Genomic DNA, 16,361 nt, shown 5'->3' with positions numbered 1-16,361 from the left:
ACCCCAAAAAACCGGCTCAAGATTTGCTCCCGTTATTGGATTTTGCACCCGTCATTGGATACCGCCCAGTTCATGAGAGGCATCGGATCATGAGAGGCATCGGAAGCGTCAGGTCGGCGGTAGCATTTTGGGTGCCCCATCTTCCCGTAGCCTGTGTCGCCGGACATCGAGATTGGCGCTGCGTCTGGACTCTGGCCAGTCCAACGACGACAACCAATGCCTAGTCAAAACGAATGCCCAGTCAAAACGGAGATCTTGAGTGTTTGTGCAAACGAAGAGATATGTCTCCTTAGCGGTGCTGTTCGTGTTTGCGGGCTGCCAAACCGAGCCGGTGCCCCTCAATGAACCGGTAGAAATGCGGCATGTTTCCACCCAAAGCATCGGCGAAGGCGAAGGCACCGCCGAAGACAATACCGCGATCCTCGGTGGCGGCTGTTTCTGGTGCGTCGAATCCGATTTTGAAAAACTGCCTGGCGTGACGGACGTTGTGTCCGGCTACAGCGGTGGCAGGTCGCGAAATCCGACGTATGCAACCTATGCCGCTCGAGGACACATCGAAGTCGTTAAGATCACTTATGATCCGTCAAAGGTGAACTTCGCAGGCCTGGTCGAATGGTTGATTAAGCATAGCGATCCGACCGACCCTAACGGCTCGTTCGTCGATCGCGGCCACCCTTACCGCCCCGTGGTGTACTACCAGAACGATCGCCAGAAGAAGGTGACTGAAAAAGTCATCAAGGCGGTAGACGACATGCATGTGTTCGACAAAAAGTTGGCGATCGCGGTCCAACCGGAGCAGAAGTTTTGGCCTGCCGAAGCGTATCACCAGGACTACCACTCCAAGAGTTTGATCAAGTACGACTTCTACCGTTACAAGTCTGGACGCGATGCGTTCATCGAAAAACACTGGGGTGATCGAGCGAAAACGCTCGAACTGCCCGAGTCGATGCTTCGTCCTGCTGAGAATCACAGCCACCGTGCGCAGTAGTAGCCCCCTGCACAATAGCCTCCGGCAGGTGCGATCCGCGCAACCCAAAGTCATCGCGACTTCCTTTACGATTTTGCGATGACACCTCTTGCCAAGCGATTCGTCATGCCGATCGCAAGTGCAAGACGGTGGTGGTGCACTGGAATGTGTCTGCAAGCTGATGAGGCGGTCGCCACTCGCGTTGGAGAACCGCGATCATTGTGGCGAGTTGCCGACCACCTTCGTGCGAGCGGAACACCTCGGCGTTAACGAACGCAAACAACGTCTTCGAGCAACCTTGGCATCGAGATCTCCACAACCTCGACATGGCCGTCAAACGGCCCCCCCTAAATTCCATTTTTCACTTGCTGCGTTTGGGAACAGGATGCCAACTCGTATCCGCACGTTTCACCACGATCAGCAACGTCACTGTGATTAGCAACGAGCCATAGGCGACGGCGTTTCCATTACGTACCGACGACCCTACTTCCGACCGCAACCCGAGGACGCAAGCTAAACGGAGACCCTCCTGAGCGTCACCCAAGCTGGAAGCCAATCCCCCGTTAACTTAACGATTGCGGGCGACAACGCGATGAAAATGCAAATAGACTTCGCGATCGACAACGCGGCGAACCCCTTCGGTTAGACACGCTGGCTCGTTCTCCGTTTGTCCGATGTCGATCACCTCGTTGAGCTTGGTCCCTGGGGCTACCGAAAAGGTGCGTTGATTGATCGTTTGGTTCCCCGCATCGAGTTCGGGGATAATGAAGTGACACGTTGCCCCGAACGTCAACATCCGCGCGGCATAGGCATCATGATAAGGGCGAAACCCTGGAAATCCGGGCAGCAATCCATGATGGAGATTGATAATTCGTCCCCCGGCAAATTGCCAACACGTCGCAGGGGGCAAGATTCGCATGTAGCGTGCCAAAATGACATAGTCGATTTCGTAACGGTCGAGCAGCGTGGCCATCTGAGCATCGTCAGAAACACCATTCTCATCACCAATCATCTCAAACGCGGCCCCGAACTCCTCGGCCAAGGGAGCGAGCTTTTTGCGATTCGAGATCAGCACGGGGACGTCGGCTTTGATGGTGCCCTCTTTGACCGCCTGCAGAATGGCTCGTGGGGTGTGTTCAAGGTAGGTGCAACAGACCGCCAAGCGAGGCCGCGAGGCGCGTCGTTCACTGCTCCAAACACGAATCGCAAGCCCCGTCACTTCACCGATTTGACGCATGGCGTCGGACAATCCATCGAATTCCGCTTCGGGAATATCGATCCGGCACAGCATCGCGAACAGATGCTCTTCGTCGTGGTCGTACATCTGGATTTCGGCGATCCGAGCCCCACGCCCGGTGACATGATGAATAATCGGATCGGCCAAACCCACGTTATCGGGCCCCAGTGCGGTAATCACAACTTCCACAGGTTAATCTCTCCAAAAGCCCAAGGGCTGCTAAAAGCCGAACTATCCTAAAACACGCCCTTACCAAATCTAGGGGCTTTGTTGAACAATCGATGCTTTGGTAGTTTCTACAGCATCGAGCAGCGAGAACGAAACACCATATCCGTGAGGAGATTCTCCCGAGTGAGCCCCAGCATCCAAATTCCGACCGGGAAACGACGCAGCCAATTTCCCGCAGGAGCCAACCTGTGTGAACAATGCACCGCGAAATGTTGCCACTATTTTGCCTTGCCCATTGACGAACCGGTCGATCGACGAGATTTCGATTTCATCCGCTGGTACCTCGTGCACCCTGGGGCAACGATCTTCGTTGAGGGGGAAACATGGTACTTGCTCGTCTACAGCACCTGCAAACACTTACAAGACGACTATCGCTGCGGCATCTACGAAACTCGCCCTCAAATTTGCCGGGACTACACCACCGACGAATGCGAATTTGAAGACGATTGGTGCTACGAAAAATACTTCGAGACTCCGGAACAAATTGACGAATATGCCGACGCAATGTTCGGGCCTCAATTTCCGGAGCCCGACCGAAAGGAGCAAGACTGGTTGCGAAGTCGTCGCCCCACATCGTTGCCCGTGATTGCGTAGTCGCAACATCGGCGCCGAATTCCCACAAAATCTTTTGTTACAACCACCGTCTGGCGAACACAGACGGCTCCCAAACTTAATCCGAATCAATCCAAACCATGTCGCTCATCCAGCCAAGAACACTTAAAGGTTTTCGCGATTACCTCCCTGCGGTCATGATCCCCCGTGAGCAACTCATGCAAACGGCGCGTGAGGTATTTCGGTCTTTCGGATTCGCACCGATCGACACGCCGACGCTGGAGCATTTGGAGATCCTAACCGGTAAGGGCAGCGACGAGACCGACCGCCAGATCTATCGCTTCAAAGACAACGGCAAACGCGACGTGGGAATGCGATTCGACTTGACCGTTCCTCTGGCGCGATTTGCGGCCCAGCATATTGGCACCCTGGGGACACCGTTCAAACGCTACCACATCGCTCCGGTGTGGCGTGGCGAGAACCCTCAAGCGGGTCGCTACCGCGAATTCATCCAATGCGATTTCGACACCATTGGAACCGAGTCCGTGTTGGCCGATATCGAAGCCGTCGCGGTCATCAACAACTTGCTCGAAACGATTGGTTTTGATCGCTTCACAATCAGCATCAATAACCGCGCCGTCCTGACCGGTCTGCTCGATCACCTCGGCTTGGCCGATCGCAGCGTGCCGGTGCTGCGTAGTCTCGACAAATTGACCAAAATCGGTCGCGAGAAAACGATCGAGGAAATGGTCAGCACCGCCGAGATCGACAGCGAACAAGCCGAGGCGGTATTGCAGCTTGCCGAGTGCAGCGGTGAAGCAGATACGGTTTTTGCCAAACTCCACGAGATCACCGGCGGCAACGAGAAAGCGGCCCAGGGCATCGAACGACTTAAAAACATTTACGAAGGAGCGCTCGCATCGGGCGTGCCCAGCCGCCGACTACGATTGGACGTTTCGATCGCCCGCGGGCTGGATTACTACACCGGCGTGATTTTTGAAACCGTGCTCGATGATCTGCCCGCCATCGGTAGCGTTTGTAGCGGCGGACGCTACGACAACTTGGCCGAACTGTACACCAAACAACACCTGCCTGGGATCGGTGCCTCGCTTGGTCTGGATCGTTTGATCGCCGCGATGGAGCAATTGAACTTGCTGCCGACCGTCTCCACCCCCGCGTCGGTTTTTGTTGCTTACTTTGACGAAGCCTATCGCGACGACTACCTACGACTTGCCAGCAACTTGCGAGCCGCAGGAATCGGCACCGAAGTCTACCCCGAAGCCAAAAAGCTCGGAGCCCAGCTGAAGTACGCCGACAACCATGGCTTCGAAATGGCGATCATCGCCGGCGGCAACGAGTGGAACGAAGGGCAATGCCAATTGAAGCTACTGAAAACAAAGCAAGCCGAACAAATCACGTACAGCCACGATGCCCCCTCCACCTTGGTGGATCGAATTCGCCAACTGCTGAAGTAAACGCTACATTTGTGTCCGCTGTGTAGAAATGCCCCTGACACCAACCTGCGGCGAATTCATCATGCGAACACTTGCGATTTGCCTTGGCCTGCTACTGGCGACTCGATTGGGATTTGCGGGCGACGTTAACCGCCCCAATGTGTTGTTCATCCTTGTCGACGACCTCGGTCTTCACGATCTCTCGATCGAAGGCAGCACGTTTTACGAGACGCCGCACATCGACCAACTCGCTCGCGATGGCATGCGATTCACCCACGGCTATGCAAACAGCCGCGTCTGCAGCCCATCGCGAGCCAGCATCCAGATTGGTAAATTCACCGCCCGCCATGGCGTGACCAATTGGATTGGCGCTGCGTCAGGGATGAAGTGGAACCGCAACGATCGGCTTTTACCCGCGGAGTACGCCCACGCGCTGCCCGCCGAAGACACGACGATTGCCGAAGCAATGCGTCAGGCGGGGTACCGAACGTTCTTTGCGGGGAAATGGCACCTCGGCGGTGAAGGGTCGCTGCCTACCGATCACGGGTATGACATCAACGTGGGTGGCCATCACGCCGGCAGCCCTCCGGGAGGCTTTTTTGCTCCATTCAATAACCCCAAAATGAACGATGGCCCCGCAGGCGAGTCGCTGCCGCAACGACTTGCCAAGGAGACCTCCGATTTCATCGAGCAAGAACGAGACCAACCCTTTTTTGCAATGCTGTCGTTCTATAGCGTCCACGCACCGGTGCAAACTTCACAAGCACTTTGGAAGAAGTATCGAGACAAAGCCCCCGCGCTAAAACCTGAGCAAAGCCGTTTCCGCATCGACCGTACCCTACCCGTTCGTCAAATCCAAGATCACCCGGTCTACGCCGGGATGATGGAGTCGCTCGACAATGCAGTCGGCGACGTCCTAGCAACGCTCGACCGCAAAGGGCTACGTGATTCAACGATCGTGATCTTCACCAGCGACAACGGTGGTGTTTCGTCGGGCGACGCCTACGCCACCAGCAACCTGCCGCTTCGGGGCGGCAAAGGACGACAATGGGAAGGGGGAATCCGCGAGCCGTACTACATTCGCTATCCGCAACGGATCACTCCCGGATCGACATCCGAGACGCCGGTCACCGGAGCGGATTTCTTCCCCACGCTGCTCGAATTGTGTGGCCTGCCGCTCGAGCGGCAGCAACACGTGGGTGGGACTAGCTTGGTGCCGCTAATGAAAGGTGAATCCATTGCTCCGCGGCCGCTGTATTGGCACTACCCGCACTATGACAACCAAGGCGGAGAGCCGAGCTCGCTAATCCGACTGGGACAATGGAAACTCATCCATTACTACGAGGACGGGCGAAACGAACTTTACAACCTCGCCGATGACCCCTCCGAGCAAAGCGATCTTTCGCTCGCCATGCCGATAAGAACCGCGCGGATGCAAAAACAACTTCTCGATTGGTTACAGGGCGTGAACGCTAAGTTTCCCGAACCCGACCCACGCTACGATCCCGCGAAAACCGAACAGAAGTTCATGCAAATCCAAACAACGGGCAAGCAAAAACTCGAGCGTTCGCATGCCAAGATGCTGGAACCGGACTGGAGCCCGAATCCAACATGGTGGGGAAGCTTGATTAGCAACGATTAACGCAGCCAGAGAAAATCAGAATGTTCCCCAGCACTTAAAGCTTTTGCTCGAGTCGGAGCATTTCCAGTACGGCGGCAGCGGCCTCTTCGCCTTTATTGCCGACGTTGCCGCCGCTGCGTTGAAGCGCTTGCTCAACCGTGTTGCAGGTCAACAAACCGAACCCAATTGGCGAACCTGTTTCGATTGACAACCGCATCAATGCCTCGCTGACGGCACGGTTGATGTGCTCGTCATGCGTCGTCTCGCCCTTGATCACGCACCCCAGCGTTACCACCGCAAGCCATTTACGTTGCTTCAGCAATTGTGCAGCCACGAGCGGCAATTCCCAAGCTCCGGGGACCCGCACGATCACAATGCTTGCCGCGCCATAGCCAGCCTCCAACAGCGTGTTTTCAGCAGCCTTGACTAAGGAATCGCAAATCGATTCGTTGTAGCGGCTCGCGATGATCGCGATTTTCCCCTGAGGCAACTGACCGTCCACTCCACTAAGTTCAATCGACATCCTTAAGACTCATCAAAAATTCGGCGTTATTCTGGGTTTTTACAAGTTGAGAAATCAAGTTTTGCATCGCGTCGGCTGGCGATAGCTCAGCCAAAGCTCGGCGGATCGCTGAAATACGGCGATATTCTTCGGGGTCCATCAACATCTCTTCACGACGGGTGCCACTACGGCTGATATCGATGGCGGGCCAAATCCGGCGATCGACCAGCGAGCGGTCGAGCACGATTTCCAAATTCCCCGTTCCCTTGAATTCCTCGAAGATCACATCGTCCATTCGGCTTCCGGTATCGACAAGGGCGGTGGCCAAGATCGTTAGCGATCCCCCTTCCTCCACCTTCCGTGCCGAGCCGAACAATGCCTTCGGCTTCTGCAGCGCGCCAGCATCCAACCCTCCGGAGAGCAGTTTGCCGGTCGATTCCCCTTCGCTGTTGTGAGCCCTCGACAAACGCGTGATCGAGTCCAAGAAGATAACCACATCGGTACCCGCTTCGACCATGCGCTTGGCTTTTTCGATCACCATCTGAGCGACTTGAATGTGCCGCTGAGCAGGCTCGTCAAAGGTGCTGCTAATCACCTCACACTGAGGACCGCGGACCTCGCGTTCCATGTCCGTGACCTCTTCGGGTCGCTCGTCGATCAACAACACAAAGACATACGCTTCGGGATAATTCTTCAGCACCGCCCGTGCCAATTGTTGCATCAGAATGGTCTTGCCCGCTCGCGGCGGACTGACAATTAAACCTCGCTGACCAAAGCCGACGGGAGTCAACATATCGACGACGCGCGTACTCAGTTCTTTGCTACTGTGCTCCATCATGATGCGGTGATCGGGATGCAGTGGCGTCAACTCATCAAACGGAATTTGAGCTTGCCGCGTCATCGGATCACGACGATTGATCGCTTCGATTCGCAGCAAGGCAAAGTAACGTTCGTTTTCCTTGGGAGGACGAATTTGCCCCGCGACGTGACTGCCCGTCTGCAACCCAAATCGACGGATCTGGCTCGGTGAAACATAAATGTCGTCAGGACAGGAAACGTAGTGGTATTGCGCACTTCGTAAGAAGCCAAACCCATCGGGCAAGATCTCCAGCGTTCCTTCACCGAACATCAATCCGTTGACCTTCATTCGATGCTTCAGGATCGAAAAGATCAGCTCCTGCTTTCCTCCGCCGCTGACCTCGGCGATCCCTCCGGCTTCGGCCATCGCAGTCAGCGCCTCGTAAGGCATCTGTTGCAACTGAGCGATGTTCAACGGAGGGGCATCTTGTTCGCCGCTTGGGATCCCTACCTTCTCGCCACTCTTGTTCGCTTCGCTAACGATTTCCTCGGGCAACGAGAGCGGATCGCGCTCCGCATCCAGTTCCCGAATACGCTGATCGACCTCCTTATCGGGATGCCGAGGACGATGGTTTTGCTGCCGATAATTTCGATACTCGCGCGGACCCTTATTGTCGTTAGAGCCGCGATTATCGCGATCACGAGATGGCCGATTGGATTGCATGATGATTAGACCGCGCTCACGCGGGATGAGCAGGAAGGAAGGTAGGAAAAGAGGGTGGAAGGAAGGGGAAAGGTCGCAAGGAAAAGAGTTAGCAGAAGTGACGTTGAGGCGGGAAAAGTGAACTCAGACGCAGGGCGGATTCAGGGCGGATTCAGGGCGGATTCAGGGCGGATTCAGGGCGGATTCAGGAATTCCCCAGACCACGACCGTGTGAATCCTCGGAAGACTCTCCACTGCAATCATTTATCTTACTGTAGATCAACCGAACTTGCTCGTGGAGATCGCTGAGGGATCCATCATTGTAGATCACGCGGTGGCTAAGCCTACGTTTTTCTTCTATCGAAAGTTGGTTGGATTCGCGTTTGGAGAGCTGAGCTGCATCCCAACCCCGCTCCTCCGCTCGTTTGAGCCGATCTGCCCACGGCGAATCGACGCACCAGATCTCGTCACAAGCTCGATCCCACTTGGATTCGAATAGAAGCGGAACATCGAGAACCAAAACTCGGACGCCCTGGGCCTCCGATTGCCGGATTTGTTCTTGGATTTCGTTGCGAGTCGACGGATGGGTCAGTGACTCCAAATAGTTTAATGCGGCGCGACTCGCATCGTCATCCCCGAAAACCAACGCAGCCAGTCGCAATCGGTTGATTTGCCCCTCATGATCGACAATCTCGGCGCCAAATCGCTCCGCCAACTTCGCCACCACCTGCGGTCGATTGAGCACCTCGCGAGCGATTAGGTCCGCATTGACCCAGGTCGCCCCGAGCTCCTGTAGATAGCGGGCAACGGTTGATTTCCCTCCCGCCGGAGCTCCCACAATACCAACGATGTGCATGCGAAATTCACTCAAAAATGGAGGTAAAAACCGCCTTCAACCCTTGCGCGACGGCGAAAACGAGGGTGATACCGGCACAGGAATCGGACAAAAAAAATTTGCATTTTTTTAATTTCCTCCCGCCAACCGCCCCACTAACAGAAAAATCCTCGCTCCATTGGGACTGCTCCGTGAGACGCACTCTCACCCGCCCGCGCAACGGAAACGTCCCCCTCGCCGGAAGAGCATGCCCCCTGGGCCATCGGTGCATGGATGGTAACTAGGTTACGCGGCGATTTTCAGGTAAGTACAAGAACGCGTTACAGTTAGGACAACGAACCAGTCGCGATAGCTGCAATTGGCTCATCACCTGGGTCGTCAGCGTTTGATAGCAACCACCACACGAATCGCCGTCGATCGGCGCCAATGCTTCTTCGCCTTTGGACTTTGTTAGCCGGTCATAATCGGCTCGCACCGCACTGGGAATCTGCTTTTCGGTTTCGACGAGCTCGTTTTCGACTCGTGCCAACTCACCACGCAGCGACTCCATCTTCGCTTGCACCTCTTGCACCCGTTGCTCGTGCTCTGATTCCTGCTTTTCCAGCTCGGACTTGAGGGCCTTCAACTCGGCTTCGAGTTCATCGAGAGACTCGAGCCCTTCGAGAATTTCGTCACTGAGCACACTATTGGCCTGCTCGTCCGCCGCGATCTGTTCCTTCCACGTCGTGAATTCTCGATTGCTCGACGCGGTGTTCAACTTGACTTTAATTTCCTCGATCCGGGCCTCGCGCGACCGCAGCTGAAGCTGTTTTTCGTCCGAAGCAATCTTCGCCTTTTTGAGTTTCTGCTGCAGATCATCCATGTCCGTTTGGACCTTAAGCACCATCGCTTCGCCAGCCTTGATTTGGCGAGGTCCCCGCGAAATCCGGCCACGCAAATCCGTCAATTGACGGTGAATCCGGTGAAGCGTGCGAAGCAATGGGGCGCTGATTTCGATGTTCGAACCAGTAGACATAACGACAAGACCCGTGAGAACCGAAGCAAGAAGAGCGAACCCCCGTTAGCATATCGCTTTGGAGTGCGATCCGACACCACCGGAACGACCGCATCGGTGCCACCGGGGCCGTGCCCCCGGCCGTGGCCGCGAGCCTCTCATCGACTCGCTCAGGAGCGCTGAAGCATCAAAAAAAAACGACGGACCTTGATGTCCGTCGTTTAAAGCTAGGAACCCCGGGATGAGCTACGGGGCAGAGCGGGTTGACGCCGTGCGACTAGGCAGCGGTTTTCAAGAACTCGCTCAAGCGATCCGCTCGCGAAGGACTTTGCAGTTTCGCAACCGCCTTGGCCTCAATCTGGCGAACGCGTTCTCGAGTGACCTTGAAAATCCGGCCACACTCTTCGAGCGTGTAGCTGTAGCCATCCACCAAACCATAACGCAGGCGGATGATTTCTCGCTCGCGGAAGGTCAACGTTTTTAACAATTCGTCGATCTTGCTACGCAGAATGCCTCCGGCGGCCGCTCGCACGGGATTGTCGTCATCACTGCCTTGAATGAACTCGCCGAAGCTACTGTCTTCCCCTTCGCCAACCGGACGATCCAAACTGACAGGATGCCGACCGATGTCCATCACGCGGCGCACTTCTTCCAATGGCACTTCGGTTGCCAAGGCAATCTCTTCATAGGTCGGTTCACGACGCAAATCTTGTGTCAGACGCTTCTGTGTTTGCCGCAGCTTGCTCAACACGTCGATCATGTGCACGGGGATACGGATCGTGCGGGCTTGGTCTGCGATCGCTCGCGTGATCGCTTGACGAATCCACCACGTTGCATACGTGCTGAACTTGAACCCACGACGATACTCATACTTATCAACCGCCCGCATCAACCCAGTGTTACCCTCTTGGATCAAATCCAAGAACGACAAACCACGATTGCGATACTTTTTGGCGATCGAAACGACCAAGCGAAGATTACCGCTGCTGAGTTGACGCTTGGTCGCTTCGTATTCATCGAAGTGACGACGTGCCTTGGCCATACGGTTGCGAAGACTCTCAGGACTCTCTTGAGTCACGAACATCAACTCACGTAGCTCTTGCTTCAGATCCGCCGCTTCGTCGCGGCTCATCGCATCCTCACCCAAGTTCGACAATCGATCGCGAATGAACGTCATCCGTGCCGAGATCTTTTCAAGCTGGCCCAACAATGGCACCACGCGACGACTTCTTAGCGAAAGCTCTTCGACGAGCTGCAAGCATTTGCGTCGATTACGAATGAAACGACGACGAATCTCCGCCTTCAAACGAGGCGAAACACTCTTGCGTACCAGTTGCTCGAAGTCCGACTTGCTCTGCGAGATCAAAACATCGATCGTTCGCAGGTTGTGAGGCATGCGAGCACTGATCTGCTCTTTGGTCAATCGCTCGGTCAATGAAACCTTGATCGTACGATCAAAGGGCAATTCGCCATTGTGAACTCGATGCAGTGTTTCCACCGTGCTACGAAGGGCGTAGTCCGATTCCAACAACATCCGTCGGTACTGACGACGCGTGATTTCAATTTTCTTAGCAAGCGAAATCTCTTGCTCGCGAGTGAGCAACGGGATCTCCGCCATCTGACTCAGATACATGCGAATGGGATCATCACTCGCCTTGGGCAATTCCGCCGAAACCAACGGTGCGTCGTCGTCACTAAACCGCATCTCGCTGACGCGTGGCTCGGGGGTTCGCCCCGATGCAACGATCGCTTTCTTTTCCGCCTTTTCGACCAATTGGATGCCGTGACGCTCAATCGCCAACATCAAGCGATCGAGCTTTTCCGGATTCACGTCTTCGTCCGGTAGGTAAGCATTGACTTCGTCGTAGGTTAGGAATCCATCCTTGGTTCCACGAGCGATAAGCTGAGAAAGATCTTGGTCCATCAATTGCATCTGAAAACCTCATGTTTTTCTTTAAAACGCCGAATCCTGGCGTCTGGGTCGATTGAAAATTCCTATTTCACACAACATGCACGTGATCAGCTCCTCTGATCAGTCACCGTTGGCGGGAGCCTTTGAAGAAGGCATCAACAGTGCGGCATGTTGAATCGGGACCGTCTTGAACGATTGAATCGAGACAGTCTTGAACAGCTTTGAGCGGGTGTCTGTGACTCCTTAAATGACTTGGAAACAGCTATCGCGTTAAAATCTTTTGGCTCGGTGATAGGGTGGTAAAAGCTAGCATTTTTGGCTCAGCTCTTCTTGATTTCGTGACGTGCTCGCTCCGCGTCAAACAGCTCTTTCAATAGAGCCTCCTCTTCGTCTTCTGCCAATCCCGAAGAAGCGAGTTTTGCGATTTGCCGCGTTTTTTCTGCCGAAAATTCTCGCTCACGGTAACGCAAAACAACTCCAGCGTAACGTTCTGCTGTCGTTTGGGTGGACTGACCTTCACGACGACGCACACGTTGCTCGAGTGCACTCACTTGTTCCTTCAACATTTCGTTTTCGAGGATCGACAACAACGACTCGAGCGTCAAATCCCGACCTTCGAAATCTAAATCTTGGTAGGCCGACAACAACATTTTTGCTGTACTGGAATCGAGCCAATCGGGGTCGATCGATTCGACCGCCATCGCGGCGAGTTCAGGCGACTCAATCAAGGTCTCGAACAACTCGCGATCGATTCCGTTAAGCGGCTCAGGCCGATTCGGCTGGGAGGATCGACCATCGGATGCCCCCGAAGAACCAGCGTTGCGGCGAGCCCCAGGTTGACTGCGGAAACTCGCCGGGCCGCCAACGTCCTCGTAGCCGCCGAAATCATCGTAGCCGCCGAAATCCCCAGTAAAATCACCATCAAATTCAGCCGATTCGGCAAACGCATGATTAGGGTCAAACGATGGCGTCGGCGCAAAGTCTTGGTTCGACGCGGGCCCCGACGGTGTTGTAGCGGGGCCTGCGGGCGCCGCTGGATTCGATCCCGATTGAGGTGCGTCCGACCGTGATCCGCCCGCCCCCGATCCGCCCGACCTTTGCGGAGTCGCCCCCGGTGCCCCGGTTCGTTTTGAAACCGCCACTCCCTGGCCTGTTCCGCGAGGTCGTGAGTCGCGGCGTTTCGCGATCGCCTTTGCGTGTGCCTTGCGAACTTCTTCAAGCCGTTCGTTCAACCGCTCCAATGGCAAGCCAAACGTTCGCGACATGCGCAAGATCAGCTGGTCAATTTTTAAGCTCGTACCGCGTGGCGCTTGGGCAATGATCGCCAACAATACTTCGATCGCATGGGTCACCTTGTGCGTGTCATGGGTGACATCGACGCCATCGGTCAAACGATTGAGTTTGTGCTGCAACGCATCAGGTGCACTGGCCACCAAGGCATCGAAAGCAGCACGCCCTTGCGACGCCAAAAAATCGGCTGGATCACTTCCATCGGGCAAAGTCAAAACACGCATGTCCACATCGGCACGCACGAACAACTCAAGCACTTGATCCGCGCGAGTTTGGCCTGCGGTATCTCCATCGAGAATCAAGACGACTCGTTTGGCGAACCGCTTTAACAAGCGAATATGATCTTCCCCCAACGCGGTCCCCAGCACGGCCACCGCCGATTCAACGCCCGCTTGTCGTGCGGCGACGACATCGGTGTAGCCTTCCATCACCAAGGCGTCACCGCCGCGGCGAATCGCTTCACGGGCGAGTTGCAAGTTATAGAGCTGGTGCGATTTCCGAAACAACATGGTTTCGGGGCCATTGATGTACTTTGCCCCCGCAGCGTCTTTCCCACGCCGCTGGGCGATTGCGGGAATCAAACGCCCTCCTAACGAAATGGGGCGATCTTGCAAATCATGAATCGGGAACATCAAGCGACCACGAAAGCGATCGTAATGGCCCTCGCCACTGTTTCGCTTGATCGCCAATCCCGCCGCTTCGGCAACTTCTGCACTGAAATCGTGCTGGCGTAGCAGATCGACGGCGAAGTTCCATGACTCCGGTGAAAACCCGATGCGAAAACGCTTGCGATTCTCTTCGTCGATACCGCGCGAGGCCAAGTAATCTCGGGCGATCTTTGCATCGTCGCTCGTTCCACTTTCGAGCTGCGTGAAGTAGGCATCCGCCACCAACTTCATCGCCGCGAACAAAGTCGGTTTATCGTCGGGGCTGCCCGGCTCGGTCTTCTTGCCGCCGCGCAACTCATCGATCGGGATCCCCGCCTGTTCGGCTAACACTCGAAGTGCCGATGGGAAATCCAGACCGTCACGCTGCATCACGTAACTAAAAATATCGCCACCAATATCACAAACCCAGCACTTCCATGTCTGGCGTTCGGGATTCACGGTCAAAGAGGGTCGCCGATCGTTGTGCCACGGACAACGTGCAACCATATTGCGACCCGCCGGATGCAACTCCAGCGTCTGGCCGACGACGTCGACAATGTCGACGCTTGCGCGCACTCGCTCTTTCAGGTCGAAGTCCACAGGAAGGGACAAGCGACAACTCCCGTTAAAGGAACCACTTGGTGACAAGACACCCTACAAGAAAGCCACGACATCCCGAAACCATTTCGGTGCGGACCCCTTCCTTGGGTATCTCGCCTATTCAAGCAGGCGAAACGTATCCGATCGGTCGACCCATCTCAGCAAGCACCTACCAGGTGAACCACTGATTTCGCCAGCCATGGGGGACAGGCAGCGGGCAAATTTCGATCACGCAATCCATTGCAACGCAACGAAGGGGGGGGATGTTTCTGTATCAAAACAGGCAAACCCCGCCATCGTTCACGAGCGACCAGGGATTGTGGGAAACCGGCCTGTCGGCGTCAAGCTCAATTTTCTTGAGCCAAAATCCCCGTTTCCCTGGTCTTTTTCACCGCGTCAACCTGCGCGATACCGCCCCTTACTCCACGATTCGCACGCGAATATCTTTCCAACGGACTTGAAAAGGCCCGGTCCCCTTGCCGATCCCGTGCACCTGCAGGCCAACAAAGCCCTCTTTGCTCGATTCCGCGTCGGAAAAATCGGCGATTTTTGTGCCGTTGACCCAAGTCTGAACCCGCTCTCCCACCGCTCGAACCACAAAACGATTCCAACGATCGTTCTGGTACACATCTTTGATGGGCTGCTCTTTGGTGATCCAACCGCGCCCCGTACCTTCACTATACAGATACCCCGATTCACCAGGTGCCGACTCGATCTCCACTTGGGGACCATGAACCCGACCGTTTTTGTATTCTTTGGTGCTCAGCGAGCGGATTTGCACTCCGCTGTTCAAACCGGTGTCAACGTTCACTTCAAAGGTCAACTCAAAATCGCCAAAGGACTCGTTCGTACAGAGGAACGAGTTGGGACTCCCTTCGGACGTGGTTCCGACCACCGCCCCGTTTTCAACACGATAGGTTGCGGTGCCGTTTTTCTGGGTCCAGCCCTTGGTATCCTTGCCATTAAACAAGGAAACCCAACCTTTGCCATCAATGTCAGGAATCGTGTTCCAAGAAATCTCGCGTGTCACTCCGGGAACACGCAGTGCGGGCTGGTCCGCGGTAAGCGTCTGCTCATCCACCGCGGGCAGCGTGACGTCGCCCGTGGCGGCCCACTCGGTGCCACGTTGCAGGGTGACTTGAAACGCAAGTCCTTTGATCGCATTCGCGTCATGCCCCAGGGTGGTATGAAAAACGCGTCCTTTACCAAATTGGATCGTCATCAAGAGCGGCTCGTGTTCGCCGGTGCCGCCTGATTCTTTGGTGCTAAACCCGGTCGCCAAAATGTTCATGTTCTCCGCGGGGCCGCGCAATTTTGCGTACAACTCGTCTTCGGTTTGCATAAACGAACCGGGCAAGCCACGGGTGATCGGATGCTCGGCATCACGCACGACGACAACAAAGGGAACTCGTTTTCCGTGAGCGCCCCCGGCCCCCGGCGCGGTATCACGGGTAAACCGCTTCAGATCTTCTTTCCAACGCACATACGGGCCATCGCTCTCGTTGCGTCCCCCCCAACCGCCGAGCCCGATCATCCGGTTATAGGCGGGCCATTTTGGAAAGGCATTATCGGCCGCGTGGACACAGGCAAAACCGCCGCCACCGGCCACGTAATCTTCAAATGCTTGCTGCGTCGATTCGCTCCAAGGTTCGCCGTTATAGTTGGACACGACGACGTCATAGTCCGAGAATTTGGGAGCAAACGTGCTCATGTCTTCCCCCTTCGCAGGCGTCGTGGCGACATCGACCTTGAAACGTCCACAATCCTCAAGCGATTGCTTGATCAACGGAGTCGTCTCTTGCCAGCGATGGTTATTTTGACCGTCGACCAACAAGACCGAAAGGATCTTCGAATTTTCTTCGGCAGACGCCTGCGAAGCAAAACTCGCCACCAACGCAAGACAAACCAGCAGTCGTTGAAAGAACGGTTTTCGGGGGATCATTCGCATCAGGTTCCATTCGAAAGTGCGGGAGAGTGAGTTTCCGGGCCCCCCCAGGACAACAGGACGAAGCGGGCCATCG

The 16,361-nt window shown here is 55.4% G+C and carries 12 protein-coding genes; 4 read left to right on the top strand and 8 right to left on the bottom strand.

What is annotated here, in order from left to right; genetic code table 11:
- The first annotated feature begins 265 nt into the window (after nt 1-265).
- Nucleotides 266-988 (top strand): peptide-methionine (S)-S-oxide reductase MsrA, encoded by a 723-nt coding sequence (gene msrA, locus Pla52o_RS20615; protein WP_146596515.1) that lies wholly within the window; start codon nt 266-268, stop codon nt 986-988.
- A 547-nt stretch (nt 989-1,535) separates the two neighbouring features.
- Here msrA and Pla52o_RS20610 read toward each other — a convergent pair.
- Entirely contained in the window at nt 1,536-2,393 is an 858-nt protein-coding gene (locus tag Pla52o_RS20610; RefSeq protein WP_146596514.1) for a formyltetrahydrofolate deformylase, read from the bottom strand.
- A gap of 162 nt (nt 2,394-2,555) precedes the next feature.
- Here Pla52o_RS20610 and Pla52o_RS20605 point away from each other — a divergent pair, with 162 nt between their 5' ends.
- From Pla52o_RS20605 to Pla52o_RS20595, 3 genes are all read left to right on the top strand, one after another.
- The gene (locus tag Pla52o_RS20605; protein ID WP_231612514.1) at nt 2,556-3,026 is read left to right on the top strand and encodes a YkgJ family cysteine cluster protein; all 471 of its coding nucleotides are present in this window, start codon (nt 2,556-2,558) and stop codon (nt 3,024-3,026) included.
- A gap of 98 nt (nt 3,027-3,124) precedes the next feature.
- Nucleotides 3,125-4,459: a histidine--tRNA ligase gene (gene hisS / locus Pla52o_RS20600; RefSeq protein ID WP_146596512.1), complete on the top strand. Its 1,335-nt coding sequence runs from the start codon at nt 3,125-3,127 to the stop codon at nt 4,457-4,459.
- A 61-nt stretch (nt 4,460-4,520) separates the two neighbouring features.
- The gene (locus tag Pla52o_RS20595; RefSeq protein ID WP_231612513.1) at nt 4,521-6,080 is read left to right on the top strand and encodes a sulfatase; all 1,560 of its coding nucleotides are present in this window, start codon (nt 4,521-4,523) and stop codon (nt 6,078-6,080) included.
- A gap of 34 nt (nt 6,081-6,114) precedes the next feature.
- Here the strand turns inward: Pla52o_RS20595 and ribH are convergent, their stop codons facing one another.
- The 7 genes from ribH to Pla52o_RS20560 form a co-directional block, all read right to left on the bottom strand.
- Nucleotides 6,115-6,582 carry a 6,7-dimethyl-8-ribityllumazine synthase gene (gene ribH, locus Pla52o_RS20590; protein ID WP_146596510.1) on the bottom strand — a complete coding sequence of 156 codons (468 nt, stop codon included), beginning with the start codon at nt 6,580-6,582 and terminating at the stop codon, nt 6,115-6,117.
- Complete coding sequence (gene rho / locus Pla52o_RS20585) at nt 6,572-8,083, bottom strand: transcription termination factor Rho (RefSeq protein ID WP_449289962.1); 1,512 nt, start codon at nt 8,081-8,083, stop codon at nt 6,572-6,574. The genes ribH and rho overlap by 11 nt, the downstream gene beginning before the upstream one ends.
- Before the next feature lie 184 nt (nt 8,084-8,267).
- Nucleotides 8,268-8,918: a dephospho-CoA kinase gene (coaE, locus tag Pla52o_RS20580; RefSeq protein WP_146596509.1), complete on the bottom strand. Its 651-nt coding sequence runs from the start codon at nt 8,916-8,918 to the stop codon at nt 8,268-8,270.
- 259 nt (nt 8,919-9,177) lie between these two features.
- On the bottom strand, nt 9,178-9,912 hold the full coding sequence (locus tag Pla52o_RS20575) for a zinc ribbon domain-containing protein (RefSeq protein WP_146596508.1): 735 nt from the start codon (nt 9,910-9,912) through the stop codon (nt 9,178-9,180).
- 256 nt (nt 9,913-10,168) lie between these two features.
- Nucleotides 10,169-11,824 (bottom strand): sigma-70 family RNA polymerase sigma factor, encoded by a 1,656-nt coding sequence (locus Pla52o_RS20570; RefSeq protein WP_146596507.1) that lies wholly within the window; start codon nt 11,822-11,824, stop codon nt 10,169-10,171.
- Nucleotides 11,825-12,123: 299 nt separating this feature from the next.
- Nucleotides 12,124-14,352, bottom strand: coding sequence for a DNA primase (gene dnaG, locus Pla52o_RS20565; RefSeq protein ID WP_231612512.1), 2,229 nt, complete (start codon nt 14,350-14,352; stop codon nt 12,124-12,126).
- A 406-nt stretch (nt 14,353-14,758) separates the two neighbouring features.
- Complete coding sequence (locus tag Pla52o_RS20560) at nt 14,759-16,288, bottom strand: family 16 glycoside hydrolase (protein WP_231612511.1); 1,530 nt, start codon at nt 16,286-16,288, stop codon at nt 14,759-14,761.
- Nucleotides 16,289-16,361: the final 73 nt, after the last annotated feature.

The sequence above is a fragment of the Novipirellula galeiformis genome (assembly GCF_007860095.1).
GTDB classification, from domain to species: Bacteria; Planctomycetota; Planctomycetia; order Pirellulales; family Pirellulaceae; genus Novipirellula; species Novipirellula galeiformis.
This window is presented reverse-complemented; position numbering and strand designations above follow the sequence as displayed.

Coding starts and splice junctions, on each gene's coding strand:
- hisS (WP_146596512.1), top strand. CDS start 3,125: ATGTCGCTCATCCAGCCAAGAACACTTAAAGGTTTTCGCGATTACCTC.
- Pla52o_RS20595 (WP_231612513.1), top strand. CDS start 4,521: ATGCGAACACTTGCGATTTGCCTTGGCCTGCTACTGGCGACTCGATTG.
- ribH (WP_146596510.1), bottom strand. CDS start 6,582: ATGTCGATTGAACTTAGTGGAGTGGACGGTCAGTTGCCTCAGGGGAAA.
- rho (WP_449289962.1), bottom strand. CDS start 8,083: ATGCAATCCAATCGGCCATCTCGTGATCGCGATAATCGCGGCTCTAAC.
- coaE (WP_146596509.1), bottom strand. CDS start 8,918: ATGCACATCGTTGGTATTGTGGGAGCTCCGGCGGGAGGGAAATCAACC.
- Pla52o_RS20575 (WP_146596508.1), bottom strand. CDS start 9,912: ATGTCTACTGGTTCGAACATCGAAATCAGCGCCCCATTGCTTCGCACG.
- Pla52o_RS20570 (WP_146596507.1), bottom strand. CDS start 11,824: ATGCAATTGATGGACCAAGATCTTTCTCAGCTTATCGCTCGTGGAACC.
- Pla52o_RS20560 (WP_231612511.1), bottom strand. CDS start 16,288: ATGCGAATGATCCCCCGAAAACCGTTCTTTCAACGACTGCTGGTTTGT.